Genomic DNA, 18258 nt, shown 5'->3' on the forward strand with positions numbered 1-18258 from the left:
CTTAAGGAGCTTTTCTCACGTGGCTCGCAATAGAGGAAAGCGAAAGTTCAAACCAAATAAAGATCCAATGGAAGAAGTGAAGTTTAATTTTGAAGATCTTAAAGTATATCAAAAAGCTCTGGATTTTATTGATTACACCTATTCCTTGACTGCTGAGTTTCCCAGGGAAGAGCTTTACGGACTAACTTCCCAGTTTAACCGTTCAGCTGTATCTATTGCGCTGAATACCTCCGAAGGTTCTGGAGATACAGATGCTCAATTCCACAGATATCTTCAAGCAGCCGCTGATTCTGTTAGGGAATGTGTGACTTGTTCCACAGTTGCTTTTAGGAGAAAGTATATTCGAGAGGAAGAAAATAAAAAGGCCAGACTCATGCTGCTTGAAATTTTAAAGATGATAAGTAGCTTGCAACGATACCTGAAGTCTAAAAAGAAATAAGTTATTTTAAAGACTATCCTCTCACCACTTTCCCCTATTTACTAAGAAAGTGTTTTCACAGACTATCCTCTTTCCTCTCTTCACTTCCCTCTAGCTGAGCAACAGCGAAGCATTCACCCACTGCCAAACATGAAAACTACTCCCATTATCCCCCGCCAAATACTTATCCCACTCCTTCTCAATTTCATTATGATTAAACCACTCTGAAACAGTAGAATTTTTAAGCTGCTGAAGCTGCTCTTCCACAAAATTTTGCAATTCATGTCCCAGCCATTCCCGTTGCGGAGTCTGGAGAGGGCGTTTGGGAGCGTAGGATAATTTCTTTGGTGCCATCTCAGATAATAATTCCCGGAGGAGATGTTTTCCCTGGCCGTTGTTGATCTTATATACTTCCGGCTGTGCGAAGGCAAATTCTACCAGGCGGTAGTCCAGAAATGGTTCGCGGAGTTCTGTGCTGTAGGTCATTGAAATCCTGTCGTTGAATCGTAGGGCCCGCGGAATTTTAGTGTAAAATAGATCGCGGTACTGCAGATTTTGTAAGTCATTATTAAAGGATTTGGGATATTCCGGTTTTTCTGCGAGGGTCTTTAGATCCATGTGTAAGACGTTCGGGCGGAAAGGAGACCTTCCTCCTGTTCCCTGGATAGTACTGCCCGAGTTTTGATAATAATCGTATCCTGCCCATTGTTCATCCATTCCCTGCCCATCCAGTAAGACCTTTACTCCGTCAGCCTGAGCTCGTTTAAAAATAGCGGAGTAGGCGAGGGTGGGAATTCCGCCAAATGGTTCATCCTGTAAGCTGCTGATATGTCGCGCAGTTTCCTCCACTTCTGAAGCTGAAAAAAGCACTTTTTGCAAAGGGTTTCGGGTGGTGGCGATCATCTGCTCCACCCATGGCAGTTCATCGTATCGCTCATCTCCCGTATAAAATGTATAAGCATTTATTAGTTGCTTATCTTCAAATATATTCACCAGGGCGAGAAGCAGGGAGCTATCTACTCCGCCGCTGATGTTAAAGGCTACCGGGACATCGGCACGGAATCGAAGTTGTACGCTGTCCTTTAGAAGCTCCAGGTATTCTGCTTTGGTATTCTCAAAAGAGTTTAAGGTTTTAACATCTTTGACCCTGCTGACAAAATCATACCACTGCTCAATTTTTAATTTGCCATCCGAGTATTCCAGGTAATGTCCACCGGGCAGCTGCTGAATATTTTTGTAAATAGTTTGATGGGGCATTCCGTAGGAGCCGAAACTGAAATAATTGGCCCAAACCTGCAGGTTAGGAGAAGTGTCAAAAATAACATTTTGGAGAGTCTTTATTTCGCTGCTGAAAAACAGAATTTCATTAGTTTGTGAATAATAAAAAGGCTTCACGCCAAAGCGATCGCGGGCGGCAAAAAGTTTCTTTTCCTGTGAATCCCAAATGGCAAAGGCAAACATCCCGTTGAACCTGTGCAGGCAATCTTTTCCCCATTTCATGTAGCCTGCCAGCAACACTTCCGTGTCTGAGGCAGTTTTAAAATCGTAAAAGCTTTTCAACTCTTCCTTTAGTTCTCTGTAGTTGTAGATCTCCCCGTTAAAGCTGAGGTAGTATCTGCCGGAATTATCTACAAAAGGTTCATTTGCCTGAGGGGAAAGATCTATAATGGAAAGCCTGTTATGACCGAGAGCTGCATAACCTGGATCAACGTAGGTGCCGGTATGATCGGGACCACGATGTTTCTGTGCCCAAAGCATTTTTTGAAGTTGTGCTTCAGATAGATTAGAACCGATAATACCTGCTATTCCGCACATTCCTTAATTGTATATTGTATAATGAATATTGTATAATGTTTTCAAAGCTATGAAAAGCACCAATAAACAAGCACAAAATTCCAATTTAGTGTTGTATTTGAGATAACAAAAAGAAAAACACACAACCGTTTTTTGGTTTTGCCCCTCACCCTAAAGCCGCCGGCCGGCCGGCCGGGAAGCCCAAAAACAAATTCAGAAAATTCAAAACAACAGATAATAAACTAAAAACAACAAACCAATAGTAAACTCTAAACAGTCTGCGGAAAAATCTGATAATTATTTATTTTTCCCTGATCATTGACAAAAGCCGCTCCGCTTTCTCCCAATCCTCAGGTGTGTCAATATTTACGTAGGGATCTCCGGTAGTGTCAATATAACCGACCTTCTTCCCATATAGTGAATTCTGCTTCATGAGAACTTCTGCTCTGGTCAGGTAGATGGCACCATCCCGGTAATAAGCCTTTGGCAGCTCCTGTCGCCGGCTGATGATCTCTTTTTCTCCTGTGGCAATCTTTAGGCTGCCATTTTTCTCTTTAAATACCCAATGCGGATTGAATTCCGCAGGGACTTCCCTTACTGAGATCAGCGAATCGAATTCTCCCCCAATGAATTTTTCTATGGCCTCGTCAATCAACCTCTCCCTTCGAAAAGGGCTGGTAGGTTGCAGCAGACAAACCGCATCGAATTTTTCAGCTTCTTTTGAGAAAAATTTTATAGCATGTTGTATCACTTCCAGACTGCTGCTGCTGTTACCCGCTAACTCTTCAGGCCTTTGAAAAGGGGCTTCTAATCCTAATTTTTTAGCACAAATAATTATCTCCTCATCATCAGAGCTCAAAACGATTGTTGAGAGCAGATTTGCTCTTTCTGCCGCTTCGATCGTGTACTGCAGTAGGGGTTTCCCTTTTAGCAGTTTTATGTTCTTGCCGGGAATGCCTTTACTGCCCCCGCGGGCAGGGATGAGTCCGAGAATTTTCATTTGTCGATTTTCTGTTTACAGTTCTCTGTTTTCCGTTTTTGTTCTGCTTATCAAGGCTAAAGTAGTAAAAAAGCTGGTCGCAATAGTATGTTTGGAAATGTCATTGCGAAGGAGCATTCGCGACTGAAGCAATCTGTCGTTGATCGTCACAATCATGTGCAGAGTAAACCACAACAGATTGCCACGCTCGTCTTTCAGCCTCGCTCGCAATGACGTTCCGCATTGGCTTTTACATCGGCTTTTCCGTCGGCTTCCGTTGATTTTGAAAGACAATTGGAAAACTTCAAAGCACAAATCACAAACAAACTAATTTTACTGCACAATTGGTTTTTTCTTATCCCTCTTCTCCTTCTTTTCCAGGTATCTCCCGATCATCTCCTGCTCAAAGTTTCCGTAGATTTTCTGCAACGTTTCGGGAGTCAAATCTTTATTCCGACATATCTTTCCTTCACCCGACTGCAGCTGAGGCTTGATCTGTTCTTCAAAATATTTCCGCAGAACAGTCGGCAGTACCCTTCCTGCTTTATCGATCACTTTATTCCCTATCTCATGCATGTCATCGGTTTCGCTTATTTCAGGCCGAAGCTGATATAAAACAGCTCCCTCATCCACATTTTCCGTTGCCAGGTGAATGGTAGCTCCAATGCATTCGGGTTCGTCAAAAAGATAAGGGTATAAATTGGTGGCCGAACCTTTGTAGTAAGGCGAAAGTCCCAGGTGTAGGTTGATGATCCGGTCCTTAAAATGCCTTAACAAGGGATCTTTTATTATGGAAGTTCCAAAAAGTACGATCAGGTCAGAGTCGGTATCGGTAATGATCTGGAAGACTTCGTCACTATTTATTTGGCCGTGAGGCACATTTATTAGCGGAATCTCCCTTGAAAATTCCCGGAATTCACCAAAGAACTTTTGCTCGCTTTCAGCCCGGGCCTTAAAATGGGCAGCCAGGAATTCGGCATCTTTTTTTCCATATGCAGAGGTGTCCTGAATTTTTGGTGACTTGTTTTCAGTAATGATCGATGCGAGCTCCAATTCGTTCGCTATGGAGGCCGCAATATATCTATGTCTCAGGCTATCGCTTGTCAATAAAACTACTTTCATGGTTGTGCCATTTTCGCAAACGCGGATTCGTAAATATATGTTGTCCTTCAAAAAGATCATTTTTACCCAGCGGCAGGTCATTGCAGTCAAAACGGGAAAGCAGGAGGGAATCTTCCGTCAGACTTTTACTAGCGGCCCTTTCCATGGTGAATCCGAGTTTAAAGCCCGCCTTTTCCACTTCTTCGGAAATGCCCCGGCTTGCTTCATAAGAACCATATGGGTAACTAATTGTTTTTGTCATTTTTCCGAAGTTATTCCGGAAAAAATCCTGTGTATCTTTTAATTCCTTCTGAAGGATCTCTGCGGAAAGCTGCCCCAGAGGCAAATGCCGGTGGGAATGTGATCCCAGCATATTTAGATCATTTAATTCCTGAAGCATGTTCTTCTCGAAATATAATTCCGAAGCCACTTTCTTTTCTTCAAACATTTCATCAAAAAGGGGAGAGATGAATTTTTCCTGTTCCGTCAGGGACATTTTAAAGTTCAGCAGAAATTTCAGGAGCGCGGTTTGCTCTTCATCATAATTGTAATGGGAGATGGCCTCTTGCCTGTCCTTTTCTGAAAGTGGCAAGGATTGGATTATTTTTAGTTCCTGCAGGATGTCTTCCGAAGAAAGCCGTGAGCGCAGTAAATGGATCTTATGCACTAGTGATACGTTCTGTTCTTTGAAGTTGGAAGTGTTTATAAAAAAAACCGCCGGAATTCCCATTTTATCGAGGATGGGTTTTGCCAGCTCATACTGCTCTTTGAGCCCGTCATCAAAAGTAATGAGGATCAGGTCCTTTTTGAAAGGCTTTTCTTTGTGCTGAATAAGTTCTTCCGGGGAAATAAAACTGCCGTGCTTTGCCAGTTCCTCCAACTGCTCTCTGAACTGCCGCGGCGTGAGTCCAAAAATACTGGGATGCTTTGCTGTGAAGTCCTCGCGGATGTAATGGTAGTTGGAGACGATGAGCATGAAAAAGGTTTTCTGTTCAAGCTAAAGTAGTAAAAATGCTCTTCGTGAACGTCATTGTGAGGGCGCTTTTGCGCCCGTGGCAATCTGCCACTATTTTCCTAAATTGAAGTATGCGTACTTCTCATGCCTACATCCTAACCGATAAAAACGACACTGTGCTGTACGTGGGAGTGACATCAGACCTTAGGAAAAGGATAAAGCAGCATAAGACGAAATTCTATAAAGCCTTCACCTCCCGTTACAATTGTGATCAACTCGTCTATTAGCGGGCTTTTGAAGATATCAGGGATGCCATACAATACGAGAAAAAATTAAAAGCCGGGAACAGAGCGAACAAGGAAAAGGTGATCTCCAATGCGAACCGTCATTGCGAGACGGCCAAAGGCCGGCGCGGCAATCTGTTACGGCTAACTCTGAACATGTGCGTTAGTAAACCTCAACAGATTGCTTCGCTCCGTCTACCTATCGGCAGACAGGTTCGCAATGACGTTTTCAGTACATACCGCACCTCACAATAAAGAGAAAGTTACTCCCACTCTTCAGCCAAATCCTTCCATCCCGGATTCATCTGATTATTTTCCACTTTCCTCTCTCCACTAATACGTAATTGTTTTACTGAACGTCAACTCCACCGTTGCCAGGATCTCCGCTATTCTCTCTCCTGAATTCCCATCTCCGTAGATCTCTGAAGAACCGGAATGTTCCTTTTCAATGGCTTCCTTCGTGGCCTCAAGGATCTCCTGTTCGTTATAATCCACGTCTGTCACATTTTCCGCACGGCATCTTCTGTGCTGGCGGTTTCCGATGTTAATTACCGGAATTCCCAAGTACGCGCATTCTCTTAATCCGGCGCTGGAATTCCCGACCAAAGCTTTGGAATTTTTCAGCAATTTTAAAAAGTCAATGGGATTCATGTTCTTGAAAAAGTGGATATTCTGAGGCTTCTCAAGTTCCCGGAAGGTTCGGATTCCATTCGACGTCCCATCAGATCCCGCATCCACGTTTGGCCAAAACCAGAAAGTTGGATAGTTCAGGGCTTTGACGGCTTTGAGGGTTTCTGTAATATGTTTTTTTGACTCTTTATATTCGGTGGTGACCGGGTGTTGCATAACGACAATATATCCGTTCTTCCAGTTCAGGTTTTCGCCGACCCCGCCGTACTTTTCTATCGGATCGAAGTCAAGTTGAGGATCGTGAATTATATCTTTCGCCAGGTCGATCGAAGGGCAGCCGGTATTTATAACTTTTTCAGGGTCTTCCCCCAATTTTATCACCCGTTCCCGGGCATCTTCAGAACTCACCAGGTGCAGATCGGCCAGTTTAGTATTGGAGTGCCTTACTTTTTCATCAATACTGCCGGTCACTTCTCCTCCCTGGACATGAACCAGCGGGATGTTCTGGTATGCCGCGGCGATCGAAGTGGCGATGGTTTCAAATCTGTCGGCTATGGTCAGCACGGCATCCGGTCTCAGATTGTAAAAAACGTTGGTGAGTTCCATTACACCCAGGCCGGTGGTCTTGGCCATGGTAGTGGGGTTTTCTCCTTCCAGGACCATAAATACTTTGGCAGCGATAGGAAAACCGTCCCTTTCGATAAAGTCAACCGCATTTCCATATCGGTCCAGTAGTGCCGATCCCGCGATCACCAGTTGCAGTTCCAGGTCAGGATGATCTTGAATAGCGGTTAAAGCCGTTTTGATCCGACTGTATGAAGGTCGGGCAGTGACAACCACGCAGATTTTTCTTTTGGACATATATGGTTCTCAGTTGTGAGTTCTTGGTTATCGGTTAGGCTAAAGTACTAAAAATGTCGTTGTGGAACGTCATTGCGAGGGAGGAAGGACCGAAGCCATCTGTTGTAGGTTAGGCACGATCATGTGTAGAGTAAACTACGGCAGATTCTGCCTTCCGGTAGGGAAGGCCACGCCTGCTTTCCACAGGCCCGCAATGACAGTCCACATTGCGAAGGCGTCCTTGCGAGTTTACTTGCCGTAGGCAGGGCAAAGCCGAAGCAATCTGTGTAAGATTAGTCACGAACATATGCAAATTTAGCTACGATAGATCCTTCCCAAGAAGAGTTTGTTCTTATTTGCATCGCCCAAAAAAGAACCAAAAAACTCTAGGCTTACGGAAATTTGACTAAATTTTTTGTTCGGCACCTAGATTTTAGGGACTCGCGGATGGAAATTTTGGGTAATAACAATGGCCGTTCCGCTCAAACAGCCTAAAATTTGACTCCCGATAGCTATCGGGGTTCACTTGAAATTTGACATCAAATTTTCGTAGGCCAATTAATAGCGGGAAAATTTGTGTAGAGGACCTTAATTCACTTTTTGACCACAAACCATAAACCACAAACTAATCCATCCCCACAACCGAGATCTGACAACTGAGAACTTATAACTAATTCTTCTTCTCAGTCCTCTTCCCACTCTTTACAACTCCTTCGTAAAACTTGATATTCTGCTCCACAACTACATCCGTGGAAAATTTTTCCAGCACTCTTTTCCTCGCAGCTTTTCCCATTTTTTCCGACAGTTCAGCGTCCTCAAGGAGCAAAAGGATTTTTTCCGAGTAAGCTTTATGGTCTTTTGGATATACCGTAAAGCCTGTTTTACCATCGACCATGACTTCTTTTGCCCAGCCGATATCTGAAGTTACCAGGGCTTTTTCCATGGCCATGGCTTCGATCCAGATCATGGGCAGTGCCTCTGCAAAAGAGGGGAGTACCACTACTTCCGCTTTTGCAATTTCCTCCTGAATTTGATCATAAGGCAGATTTTCAATCCATAACACTCTTTTGGCAGCCTCCTGAGAAAACTTTTCCTGCATAAGTTCTTTTGTAGATCTTCCTGTTTTTCGGTCCACCACGTCTTTCCCGACCAGGAGAAGGTGGGCTTCCGGATTCCTGGCGGCCACTAAGTTGAAGATCTCTGACAGTTCGAGCACGCCCTTCTTTCTGATTATGCTTCCGAAGTAAAGCACAGACCGCGGAATTGTTTTCCCCTCCAAAGGCTGAAAGCTATTTGTATCTATGGAATTCGGGATGACCCTTATCTTTCTTTTAAAATTAAACAGCCTGGCTGATTCCCGGGCAGTGAAATGACTTACCGACAGCAGATGTTCTGCTCCTTGCAGCGCCATTTTCTCGAACCAGAAATTCTTCTTTTTTTGTGGGCGTTTTTCCAGGTGACAGAAATAAGTATCGCTGCCATTCATGCGGATCACTAAAGGGCATCTCAGGCTCATAAAGGCCGTAATCCCTGTCCAGTCAGGCGCTTCAATGGTATCGATCCCGTCGACCGCTATATATTTGTTGAGGTAATTTTGAAGGAACTTGCGGTGCAGGTACCAGCCGAAGAACCTGAATTTTTGATGTTGGATGAGGTGGAACTTTATGCCGCCTTCCGTGAAGATGGCATTCTCTTTTTGCCCGTAGACAAAAACAGAGATCTGGATTCCTTTTTCCTCTAGGGCCTCTGCCATATTTTTGATGCTGGTGCCTATGCCCGCGGCCGGGCCGGTGCGGGGGTGAGGGTATTCGGACGTGAGGAATCCTATATGCATAATTAGCTAAAAGTAAAACGCTAACTTATTTAATAAATAAGGAAAACACATAATACTTAATAATACATTATTTAAGATAATAACAAGCTGCTGCTTTTGAGGTTTTAATTGACTAAGGTCTTTTCCAACTGACAATATTAGCATGGGTAAAAAAAACATGAACCACCTTCCTTGAATATTAGTAATAACAATAAAGCTTATAAGTAGTAAATAAGTTGCACTGAATATATAGATGAAGTCACTACTTAATACTGTTTTGGTTTTAAATATTCTATGGACATGACTTGTTAAAATAAAAAGAAAAAGGAGAGCTAAAAAACCAGTCTGTCTAAAAATGTATTTTAAACTAGTAAAAAGATCTATGAAAAATTCTTTGAAGGTTAAAGCAGGATCAAAATAGATCATTTCAAGAAAAGTTGAAGGAAGTGAATTATCCCCATTTTCAAGAATAAATTTTTGAGTTTCTGGAATGTTTGTGTGTTGAAATCTTTCCTGAACTCCTCGGTCAATTAATAGGGCATTATGGTAATCCCATTGAGCCCAATTTACTGTACCCTTTAGAACTTTGTCATCAAAGGAGAACTTCTTTTGATGTAAAAGCGGGTAAAAATTAAGTAGTGTAAAAAATGCTATAAATGATAGTAAGATAATCAGCCCAATTTTCGCATTAAAGATTCTATTGTTTTTTATAGTAATGGAAAAAGCAATAAAGATTACCCAAAAGGTCAATATATATGTCAAGGCCATTTTTCTTGTACCTAAAATTAGGGCTATTAAAAAACCCAGAAGAATTGCATTTCTAAACGTATTTTTCTGCTTTACAGGTAAGGAAATGACAATTAAGAATAAAGTTCCAAAAAGGTCTAACAAGATGTCATTAACTCCTGCAAAAAACGTGGTTTGAATTACAAAAAGATAGAAAATCCATAAGAACAGAGTTTTCTTTAACACTCCTCTTATTTTTAAATATTTTGAATTATAGAAGTACAGCGAAAGAAACATCAAAGTTCCGGAAAGAATACTGGTTATTTTCAGAGCATAAAGAGGTTCTTGTATAAGTTTATTAAGGTAATAGGAGATAGTTAGATAGGTAATGGATGCCCCATCTAAAATTGCCTTACCGAGTCCATATTTATTAGCATTTGTAAGATCTGATAGGTACTTACTTTCATCACCTGCAAAATGAGGATCAAAAAAATTATTGGTGAATAAAAAGAAGGTAAATAGGGACAAGGTTAAAATGAAAACAATAGAAGAAGCTTTTGAAATAAAAGACAGACTAGAATCTGAATTAACCTTGTTTATTTCCATTCGAGAATTTTTATTAAATCTTCAACTATTTTTTCTGAAGGCCTCATTTCTCCTTTAGAATTTATTTTATCTAGCCATTCCTGTGCACATTTAACGTTAGTGATAGCCCCCTGAAGAGAATAAACTATCTTGAGCTTAATTTCATCCTTTGATTCCAACCAGATTACCGCATCTTTGGAAGGCATTGACCTGAAATGAATGAAATTATATACCTTTTGAGGGCTCCATTTCTTATCCTCTGTGTTTTCCACCTCATAATTGAGATACAGGCAGGGTTTGCCAAAAATAGCAAAGTCAAATACCATGGAAGAGGCCAGGTTTATCACGGCCTCTGAGTGTAAAATGGTGTTAATTTGTAATTCCAGATCCTCTTTGGTTGGTAATATGGCATTCCAGTTTTGTCCTGCTTTTTTCCATATGGGAGCAAGCGGAGTGATGGTTTCTGAATATTTTTCCAGCACATGATCATAGCGATCTGAAAGATCCACCGGACTTCGTCTGAAAATAATTCCCAGGTTATATCCTTCATGGTTCAACTTTTGAACAGCTTCGGCGATGTCGTTTAAATAATGCTGATCATCGGGACAGGTAGTGATATCATCGCCGCTGAAACAAAGATATTTCTTGTCGGGATCCAGATCATTTTGCCGGCAGAATTCCTCCCTTGATTTCCTTAAACTCTCATCAAAATGGGGTTCAAACTGGGGGCTCCCGGTTATTAAAATGTTTTCCGAAGGAATAAAGGGGTAGTACTGCAATAATTCATTTTTCATGTGTTCGCTCCACACAAAGTATTGGTCGGTTTCTACTACCATGGTCGCTTTGGGTAAGTTATCCCAGGAGAAAATGAAGGTACCGGTTGGAATTCCCAGGTCCTGGGCCGCAGTTAGCGGAGCTATGGCAGTCACCGGACGTTGGTTGGTGCAAAAAACATAATCGGGTTTTTCTTTTTCCAGAACATCTCTACAGTGCTTATAGAATTCCCCTTTTTTCTCGGAATTTTTTAACTCCTTTCTCAATTTTTCAAGGCCTTTCTCGCCCTTATATTTTTCCTGATAGACGCTGACAATTCCGTTCTTAAGTGTTTTTTTGATTCCTTTATTCGAGGAAGGGAATTTATAGGTCTGGTAAATGGGTTCGTTGAACTTTTCTGAAAAATGATCGAGTTCAGCATTTATTTTTGCCCGCTTTAATAGATCAGTCTTTGCCCTGGGTTTTCCCCGAAGCTTAATTTCCGAATATCCCAACTCTTCCAGATCAAAAGGGGTGTTGTTCCAGAAGATAATCTCCGAACCTTTTTGTTTTCCTATTTCCACAAACGAAGTGAAGGCAAAGTTTCGCAGGCCAACTCCGTCAGGTAAAAGGATGAAGATCTTTTTTGGGTTCATTTGGAATCCAAAGATAGGGAAAATGTTTCCCCTGGTTGTGCTCTTTTTCTGTCTCTAATTCTTGCAGTAGTTGCAAAAAGAGGTTACTATTGTAACTTAAGAAAAGGTTAATTAAGGCCTGTTATCCATTAAACAAGGAAATTAAGGGGAAAGGAAAAAATGGCTCAGGACCAGCTTCATAAATTAATGGAAAATAAACCACTTCCGCTATTCTGGTGGAGCGAGATCAGGTTTATCTTTAGAGATAAAGAGAACTATGGCGACTTGCTCTCAAAGTACCTGGCGGAAAAAATTTCCCAACGGCCAGTAAAATTTGTTCATCCCAAAAAACAGCCCTGGTATAAATGGGATAAATCCCATTTTGTGTCAGCTGGGAGCATTCTTCATCATGCTACCAAAAACAGTATAGTGTGGGGGAGTGGAATTATTGATCGCACGAGGAAAATTGCCCCGGCTGATTTTCATGCCGTACGTGGACCCCAAACTCGCAATTATTTGTTAGAACAAGGGCTTTTGTGTCCGGAGGTCTATGGAGATCCTGCTCTTTTACTGCCTATATTTTACAAACCTCAAGTTGATAAAAAATACAATTTGGGAATTATTCCTCATTACCACGATTATAAAAAAGCAGTAGTAGATTATGAAGAAAATCTTGATATTACAGTAATAGATCTGCTGACACTTGATGTGGAAGAGGTAACCCGGCAGATCCTGGAATGTGAAAACACGATCTCCTCCTCCCTGCACGGACTTATAGTATCTCATGCGTATGGTATACCTTCGGTTTGGGTGGAATTTTCAGATAAGCTTTTTGGAGACGGGGTGAAATTTGCAGATTATCTTGAATCAGTAGATATGAAAACCTATGAACCCGAGTTTTTAAAAGGAAAATTATCAGTAGAAGATCTGTATAAAATAATATTCGCTTATCCATCTCTGCCAAAGAAGGAAAAGCTGGAACAAATTAAAAAAGATCTTAAAGCGGCCTGCCCGTTTTAAAGCTTTGAAAGAATTGGCAACTGGCGGGTTACTTTATGGGAGTGACCGTGGCGAAGCCGTACCTGAATTTTGCCAATGGTCAATAGCTAAAGGCTAACAGCTATTAAGATATAATGGACAACCAGGAAAAAAATAAGGAACATTACGAGAAGCTTTATGCCAACTATGACATTAAGAACATCCTTTACTGGATAAACCACCTTGATGAATTTCTGGATTCGGCCACCTCTACAGAAACGAGTTGGTTCGCTTTATACCAGGGAAATTTCCGGGAGAAGCTTAAAGGGAAGAAGGTGCTGGAGATGGGCTGCGGTAATTGCATAAATGCAGCCGTGATGGCAGCTTTAGGAGCAGAGGTATATGCAAATGACATCGCTTCTTCAAGCGGGGAAATTATAAGAAGGCTGAATGAAAATTTCCATTTTCAAAAGCCCATCGTCTTTGTGGAAGGGGACTTCCTCGAAAATGAACTGCCTTCTCACAGTTTTGATTATGTGGTGGGAAAGGCTTTTTTGCATCACCTGACCCTGCCGGTGGAACGGAGTTTTTTGAAAGAAACGGCACGACTGCTGAAGCCTGAAGGGGAAGCCCGTTTTTTTGAGCCCGCCGTGAATTCAAAACTTCTTGATGAAATAAGATGGCATATCCCGATAGGAGGGAGGCCTTCAAAATTTAATAAAACGGCCTTCTTGGAATGGAAGGCTAATGACCCCCATCCTGAAAGGAGTCTGAGTAGTACTCATTTTCGTAAGGCGGGAGAGGAGTTCTTTAAAAAGACAAGGATAATTACTGTTGGATCTTTGGAAAGATTCAGCAGGGTTTTTGCCTGGGGGGAAAGACGGAATAATTATAAACGCTGGTCGCTTCAAAAAGAACGGAGCCTGCCATCTTTTTTGAATAATTCCTTTGCCAGAGGACAATTAATAAAATACAAACTCCCAAATAATTAAATTGCTTAATTATATGCAATCTTTTAATGCTTCTTATACTGGACTTCGAGGTGATTTACTAAAGTATATTAAAAATAAGGACAATGTTATATTAGATGTAGGCTGTGCTACTGGAGAAAATGGTGCTTATTTATTACGAAATCGGTTGGCTAAAGAGGTTTATGGAATTGAATTTGGAGAGGGTATGGTATATGAGGCATCTCATAAAATAAATAAAGTTTTCCATGGAGATTTAAATGAGCTATCCTTCCGTCAAAAAGTTGTTGACGAATCCCCATTGTTTGATTATATTTTATTTGGAGATATTTTAGAGCATTTAGTGTACCCGGAGCATGTTTTTAAAGATATATGTAAACTTTTAAAGCCGGATGGTAAGGTTGTAATCTCAGTTCCAAATATTAGCCACATCGAATTATTTATTCAAGTTTATATTAAGGGCACCTGGCCATTAAATTCGAGAGGAATTTTTGACAAGACACATTTGAGGTGGTTTACGAAGAAAGATATTTGTGGTTTAATGAGGAATTGTGGTATTAAAGTCGTAAAGTATGAAAGGAAATTAAGAGCGCGAGATTCTTTAAACTCAACATTTAATTTGAAATATAAGCTTATCAAAATGATAAATAAAGATTGGGTGACTTTTCAACACATTTTGGTCGGAACAAGTGAACAGTGAAGTTTATATAATTGTAGTAAGCTTTAATGGTTTAAAGTGGTTACGAAAATGCCTGGATTCAACTTATCCGTATCAGGTAATTTTAATTGATAATAATTCAAATGATGGTACTCCTGAATTTATTAAAGCTAATTATCCTAAGGTCATTTTGTTGGAACAAGAGGAGAATCTGGGGTTTGGTAAAGCAAATAATATAGGAATCTCTCATGCTCTAAAACTCGGAGCAAACCATGTGTTCTTGCTAAACCAAGATGCTTATTTGTTTCCAGAAACAATCGAAATGCTTGTAATAGCTCAAAAAAAGAATTCTAATTATGGTGTAATTAGTCCGATTCATTTAGATGGCCACGGAAATAGGCTTGATAAAAGCTTTTCAGGTTATCTTAACAATAATTCAAAACCACATATCTTTTCTGATCTAATATTAGGTTTTAGTAACACCTTACTATATGAAATATCCTTTATTAATGCAGCAGGATGGTTGATTTCTAAAGCCGCTCTCGAGAATGTTGGAGGGTTTGATCCACTATTCTTTCATTATGGAGAAGATAATAATTATTGCCATCGCTTAGAATTTCATGGATATAAAGCCGGAGTTTTGCGTAATAGCTTTTTAAAACATGATCGAAATGATAGAGATAATGATATCAAGCCAATTAAAAAGTTTGATATTGATAAATATGAATTGTCTCAAAAATTGAAATATTCCAATATAAATATGGATACCCTTCCGGATCTTGAAAAACTTATCAGACAATTCAAATGGGATATTTTTAAATCTGTTGTAAAGCTTAATTTTTATGAGGCCGGGTTGTATAAAAAGAAATTAAATACATTAAAAAAGATTTATCCTCAGGTAAAATTAAGCAGATCCCGTAACAAAAAAATGGGACCAGTTTATCTTGATCTTTAAATGTTCATGAATAAGTTTAAAGAATTCATAGAGTAGCATGGCTTTGGAAACCAAAATATATCAAAAAGAAAACAATAGCAGTTTTAGAGCTATGCTTACTGAAAGTTTGAATGATATCTGGAAGTCACGCTTTTTATCACGACAATTGGCTGAACGGGATATCAAGGCTCAATATCGTCAATCATACCTAGGGATTATCTGGGCTTTTATTACACCTTTGGCTACAGCAGCTGTTTGGATTTTCCTAAATTTATCAGGAACTGTGAAAGTTACAGATACAGGTGTGCCTTATCCGGTTTATGCCTTCTCCGGAACCTTACTTTGGTCTATTATAAGAGAAGCCATTAATTCACCTACTACCAGTACAAATTCAGCCAGGGGAATAATGAGTAAAATAAATTTTCCCAAGGAGGCTTTGATTATTTCAGGTATTTATAAGCTTTTGTTCAACTCCTCCTTTAAAGTTCTATTGTTATTAATATTTGTATTCATATTTGGGATAGGTTTTCACTGGAGTCTATTATTATTGCCTTTTGCCATTCTGGGAGCATTGTTGTTTGGTACAACCATAGGCTTAATTCTAACTCCTCTAAGTATGTTGTATAATGATGTTGGAAAGATCGTTGGTATGGGATTTAGTTTCTTGATGTATGTTACACCGGTAGTTTATGCAATTCCCAAAAGTGGAGTGATGAAAACCATTATGGAGTGGAATCCTCTTACTCCAGTTATTTTAACAAGCCGAGACCTTATTACAGGAACAACTCCTGAATATCTCACCTATTATTTTATAGTGTTAGGGCTTAGCTTACCCCTTTTTATTTTCGCCCTATTGTCTTACCGGGTCTCAATACCAATTATTGTTGAAAGGAGCGCCTAGTATGGAAAATGAAGTTTTGGTAAAAGTAGAGGGATTATCTAAAAAATTCTGCAAGGATCTTAGGACTAGTCTTTGGTATGGAGTAAAAGATCTATTCTCTAATTTATCAGGCAATAAAAATGAGCGATTGTTGCGAGACAAGGAATTCTGGGCACTTAAGGATATCAATTTTGAGGTTAGGCGAGGCGAATGTTTTGGATTGATTGGACATAATGGCGCTGGAAAATCTTCTCTTTTAAAAATTCTGAATGGTTTGATCAAACCTGATGCAGGGAAAGTGACTATCAAAGGTAAAGTAGGTGCTCTTATTGAATTAGGGGCGGGTTTCAACCCGGTTTTGACAGGGAGGGAAAATATTTATAACAATGGAGCCATTTTGGGATTTACTCGTAAGGAAATTGATGATAAGGTAGAGGAGATAATTGATTTTGCTGAGATCCGGGAATTTATTGACATGCCGGTAAAGAATTATAGTAGTGGAATGAAAGTTCGTTTGGGATTTGCCGTAGCTGCTCAGATGCAACCTGATGTGTTAATTATTGATGAGGTATTGGCTGTAGGAGACTTGGGCTTTGTCCTTAAATGTTTTAAGACCATAGATAATATTCTTCCCAATACGGCTGTCATTTTTGTTTCTCACAGTATGCCTATGATCTCAAGACTTTGTAGTAAAATAATTTTAATGGAGCGAGGCAAAGCTGTTTTTCAGGGAGAAGATGTGGCAGGAGCTATTGATAAATATTATGGTCATTTTGCAAATAACGAAATGGATGAGGTTTTTTCAGATGGTCAATTTAGACTAGAACAAATTAATTTGGTTAGTCCAAATGACTCTAACAGTTTAAAATGGGGGGAAGATTTGAAACTATATTTAAATTTTAATCATAATAGTATCAAGGAGGTACCTGAAATATTTGTTATCATTTCTGATAAGGAACAAAGACCGGTGGCTATATTAGAAAAAAATAATGGTGACGATGGGATATCTTTTAAAGAAAATCAGATGGAGTTTATGGTCACTCATAAAAACATTCAGTTATCTAAGGGAGTTTACTCAATTAGTGTGGCATTACGATCCTTGGATAATAAGGAACCAAAATTACGGGTTAATTCGGCTCTGTCATTCCAGGTTATCCATCAGGATGAGATTTGGGAGCCTTTCTTGCTTAAATCTCAATTTGAAAAAATAGAAACCAGAATATCGAAAAACAAATTATTAGATGATTCCGGTTACTAAATCCTTTTTACCTCCACAGAAGGAATATCAGACTATCCTTAAAAGGGCGTGGGACCAAGGATGGATTACTAATCGGGGAATGCTGGTTAAGGAACTGGAAGAAAAGTTAAAAGCTTACTTGGAAGTGCCAAATATGATCGCAACCACTAATGGTACCCTGCCATTACAGATAGCCATTAAAGCTCTTGGATTAAAAGGAGAGATAATTACCACTCCTTTTTCATATGTTGCTACCACCAGCAGTATAGTTTGGGAGAATTGTACGCCGGTTTTTGTGGATATTCATCCTGATTACCTGACGATAGATGAAGGAAAAATTGAAGCTGCAATCACCCCTAAAACCTCCGCTATCCTTGCCACTCATGTTTTTGGTAATCCTTGCGATGTGGAAAAAATAGAGATGGTTGCTAAAAAGCATAAATTAAAGGTAATCTATGATGCTGCTCACTGTTTTGGAGTAAAATATAAAGGACGTTCGATCTTTGAATATGGCGACATCAGTACCTGTAGTTTTCACGCTACGAAACTTTTCCATACGGGGGAAGGTGGAGCGATATTTACAAGAGATATAGATCTTCATCACAAATTGTTCTATCATCATAACTTTGGACATAAGGGACAGGAGGATTTTTACGGTTTGGGAATAAATGCTAAGATGAGTGAATTGCAGGCAGCCATGGGACTGGCTGTTTTTCCGTACCTGGAAGAGATTATTGACGGCCGAAGGAAAGCAGTAGAACTTTATAATGAGCTGCTCTCCACTTCTGGACCAAAAATTATAAAGTTAAGGGAAGAAACTAGTTGGAATTATAGTTACTATCCACTAATTTTTGAGAGTGAAAAACAACTAGTTAACATTAAGGAAAAACTCGATAAATCTGGAATCCATCCACGACGCTATTTTTATCCAAGTTTAAGTAGTTTAAATTACCTCAAGAGTCAAGAAGTGCCTGTAGCAAATTCCATTTCCAAAAGAATCATATGTTTACCCTTATACCATAATTTGGGTAAGAGAGATTTAAAAAGAATTTGTTCGATACTTAATTAAACTTAAATAATATTCCTTAAA

At 39.9% G+C, this 18258-nt stretch carries 17 protein-coding genes; 9 read left to right on the top strand and 8 right to left on the bottom strand.

The genetic code is table 11. From position 1 onward, the window contains the following. Positions 1-67 precede the first annotated feature (67 nt). On the top strand, positions 68-439 hold the full coding sequence (locus VR862_RS15370) for a four helix bundle protein (protein WP_324721919.1): 372 nt from the start codon (positions 68-70) through the stop codon (positions 437-439). A 90-nt stretch (positions 440-529) separates the two neighbouring features. On the opposite strand, the gene asnB is transcribed toward VR862_RS15370, so the two are convergent. The 4 genes from asnB to VR862_RS15390 all read right to left on the bottom strand — a co-directional run bounded on the left by asnB (position 530) and on the right by VR862_RS15390 (position 5268). Further along, entirely contained in the window at positions 530-2233 is a 1704-nt protein-coding gene (gene asnB, locus VR862_RS15375; RefSeq protein ID WP_324721921.1) for an asparagine synthase (glutamine-hydrolyzing), read from the bottom strand. Between the two features lie 280 nt (positions 2234-2513). Further along, positions 2514-3212, bottom strand: coding sequence for an acylneuraminate cytidylyltransferase family protein (locus tag VR862_RS15380; RefSeq protein WP_324721922.1), 699 nt, complete (start codon positions 3210-3212; stop codon positions 2514-2516). Positions 3213-3524: 312 nt separating this feature from the next. Continuing rightward, positions 3525-4313, bottom strand: a complete 789-nt coding sequence (locus tag VR862_RS15385) for a formyltransferase family protein (RefSeq protein ID WP_324721924.1) — start codon at positions 4311-4313, stop codon at positions 3525-3527. After that, positions 4285-5268 carry a polysaccharide deacetylase family protein gene (locus VR862_RS15390; RefSeq protein ID WP_324721925.1) on the bottom strand — a complete coding sequence of 328 codons (984 nt, stop codon included), beginning with the start codon at positions 5266-5268 and terminating at the stop codon, positions 4285-4287. Before VR862_RS15390 ends, VR862_RS15385 begins: the two co-directional genes overlap by 29 nt. A 110-nt stretch (positions 5269-5378) precedes the next feature. Between VR862_RS15390 and VR862_RS15395 the strand changes: the two genes are divergently transcribed. Then, entirely contained in the window at positions 5379-5534 is a 156-nt protein-coding gene (locus VR862_RS15395) for a GIY-YIG nuclease family protein (RefSeq protein WP_324721926.1), read from the top strand. A gap of 330 nt (positions 5535-5864) precedes the next feature. Here VR862_RS15395 and neuC read toward each other — a convergent pair whose 3' ends face one another. From neuC to VR862_RS15415, 4 genes are all read right to left on the bottom strand, one after another. Beyond that, entirely contained in the window at positions 5865-7022 is a 1158-nt protein-coding gene (neuC, locus tag VR862_RS15400) for a UDP-N-acetylglucosamine 2-epimerase (RefSeq protein ID WP_324721927.1), read from the bottom strand. Positions 7023-7671: 649 nt separating this feature from the next. Further along, on the bottom strand, positions 7672-8835 hold the full coding sequence (locus VR862_RS15405; protein WP_324721928.1) for a glycosyltransferase family 4 protein: 1164 nt from the start codon (positions 8833-8835) through the stop codon (positions 7672-7674). 6 nt (positions 8836-8841) lie between these two features. Further along, the gene (locus VR862_RS15410; RefSeq protein WP_324721929.1) at positions 8842-10146 is read right to left on the bottom strand and encodes a hypothetical protein; all 1305 of its coding nucleotides are present in this window, start codon (positions 10144-10146) and stop codon (positions 8842-8844) included. Continuing rightward, a complete protein-coding gene (locus tag VR862_RS15415) occupies positions 10137-11534 on the bottom strand; it encodes a CDP-glycerol glycerophosphotransferase family protein (protein WP_324721930.1) in 1398 nt (465 codons plus the stop codon). Before VR862_RS15415 ends, VR862_RS15410 begins: the two co-directional genes overlap by 10 nt. Positions 11535-11693: 159 nt before the next feature. On the opposite strand from VR862_RS15415, the gene VR862_RS15420 reads away from it, so the two are divergent. The 7 genes from VR862_RS15420 (at position 11694) to VR862_RS15450 (ending at position 18237) form a co-directional block, all read left to right on the top strand. Beyond that, positions 11694-12533 carry a polysaccharide pyruvyl transferase family protein gene (locus tag VR862_RS15420; RefSeq protein ID WP_324721931.1) on the top strand — a complete coding sequence of 280 codons (840 nt, stop codon included), beginning with the start codon at positions 11694-11696 and terminating at the stop codon, positions 12531-12533. 113 nt (positions 12534-12646) lie between these two features. Beyond that, positions 12647-13483 (top strand): class I SAM-dependent methyltransferase, encoded by an 837-nt coding sequence (locus tag VR862_RS15425; RefSeq protein ID WP_324721932.1) that lies wholly within the window; start codon positions 12647-12649, stop codon positions 13481-13483. A gap of 13 nt (positions 13484-13496) precedes the next feature. Further along, a complete protein-coding gene (locus VR862_RS15430; RefSeq protein WP_324721933.1) occupies positions 13497-14159 on the top strand; it encodes a class I SAM-dependent methyltransferase in 663 nt (220 codons plus the stop codon). Then, on the top strand, positions 14149-15072 hold the full coding sequence (locus tag VR862_RS15435; RefSeq protein WP_324721934.1) for a glycosyltransferase family 2 protein: 924 nt from the start codon (positions 14149-14151) through the stop codon (positions 15070-15072). Before VR862_RS15430 ends, VR862_RS15435 begins: the two co-directional genes overlap by 11 nt. Positions 15073-15109: 37 nt before the next feature. Beyond that, positions 15110-15952, top strand: coding sequence for an ABC transporter permease (locus VR862_RS15440; RefSeq protein ID WP_324721935.1), 843 nt, complete (start codon positions 15110-15112; stop codon positions 15950-15952). A gap of 1 nt (position 15953) precedes the next feature. Beyond that, positions 15954-17189, top strand: a complete 1236-nt coding sequence (locus VR862_RS15445; RefSeq protein WP_324721936.1) for an ABC transporter ATP-binding protein — start codon at positions 15954-15956, stop codon at positions 17187-17189. Beyond that, positions 17173-18237 carry a DegT/DnrJ/EryC1/StrS family aminotransferase gene (locus VR862_RS15450; protein ID WP_324721937.1) on the top strand — a complete coding sequence of 355 codons (1065 nt, stop codon included), beginning with the start codon at positions 17173-17175 and terminating at the stop codon, positions 18235-18237. Before VR862_RS15445 ends, VR862_RS15450 begins: the two co-directional genes overlap by 17 nt. The last annotated feature ends 21 nt before the right edge of the window (positions 18238-18258 follow it).

This window comes from Salinimicrobium aquimaris, assembly GCF_035607535.1.
Taxonomy (GTDB): Bacteria; Bacteroidota; Bacteroidia; order Flavobacteriales; family Flavobacteriaceae; genus Salinimicrobium.

Excerpts from the sequence above, each read along its gene's own strand:
- VR862_RS15425 (WP_324721932.1), top strand. The coding sequence starts at position 12,647 with ATGGACAACCAGGAAAAAAATAAGGAACATTACGAGAAGCTTTATGCC.
- VR862_RS15385 (WP_324721924.1), bottom strand. The coding sequence starts at position 4,313 with ATGAAAGTAGTTTTATTGACAAGCGATAGCCTGAGACATAGATATATT.
- VR862_RS15410 (WP_324721929.1), bottom strand. The coding sequence starts at position 10,146 with ATGGAAATAAACAAGGTTAATTCAGATTCTAGTCTGTCTTTTATTTCA.
- VR862_RS15450 (WP_324721937.1), top strand. The coding sequence starts at position 17,173 with ATGATTCCGGTTACTAAATCCTTTTTACCTCCACAGAAGGAATATCAG.
- neuC (WP_324721927.1), bottom strand. The coding sequence starts at position 7,022 with ATGTCCAAAAGAAAAATCTGCGTGGTTGTCACTGCCCGACCTTCATAC.
- VR862_RS15415 (WP_324721930.1), bottom strand. The coding sequence starts at position 11,534 with ATGAACCCAAAAAAGATCTTCATCCTTTTACCTGACGGAGTTGGCCTG.
- VR862_RS15420 (WP_324721931.1), top strand. The coding sequence starts at position 11,694 with ATGGCTCAGGACCAGCTTCATAAATTAATGGAAAATAAACCACTTCCG.
- VR862_RS15445 (WP_324721936.1), top strand. The coding sequence starts at position 15,954 with ATGGAAAATGAAGTTTTGGTAAAAGTAGAGGGATTATCTAAAAAATTC.
- VR862_RS15440 (WP_324721935.1), top strand. The coding sequence starts at position 15,110 with ATGGCTTTGGAAACCAAAATATATCAAAAAGAAAACAATAGCAGTTTT.
- VR862_RS15430 (WP_324721933.1), top strand. The coding sequence starts at position 13,497 with ATGCAATCTTTTAATGCTTCTTATACTGGACTTCGAGGTGATTTACTA.
- VR862_RS15390 (WP_324721925.1), bottom strand. The coding sequence starts at position 5,268 with ATGCTCATCGTCTCCAACTACCATTACATCCGCGAGGACTTCACAGCA.
- VR862_RS15380 (WP_324721922.1), bottom strand. The coding sequence starts at position 3,212 with ATGAAAATTCTCGGACTCATCCCTGCCCGCGGGGGCAGTAAAGGCATT.
- VR862_RS15370 (WP_324721919.1), top strand. The coding sequence starts at position 68 with ATGGAAGAAGTGAAGTTTAATTTTGAAGATCTTAAAGTATATCAAAAA.
- VR862_RS15405 (WP_324721928.1), bottom strand. The coding sequence starts at position 8,835 with ATGCATATAGGATTCCTCACGTCCGAATACCCTCACCCCCGCACCGGC.
- asnB (WP_324721921.1), bottom strand. The coding sequence starts at position 2,233 with ATGTGCGGAATAGCAGGTATTATCGGTTCTAATCTATCTGAAGCACAA.
- VR862_RS15395 (WP_324721926.1), top strand. The coding sequence starts at position 5,379 with ATGCGTACTTCTCATGCCTACATCCTAACCGATAAAAACGACACTGTG.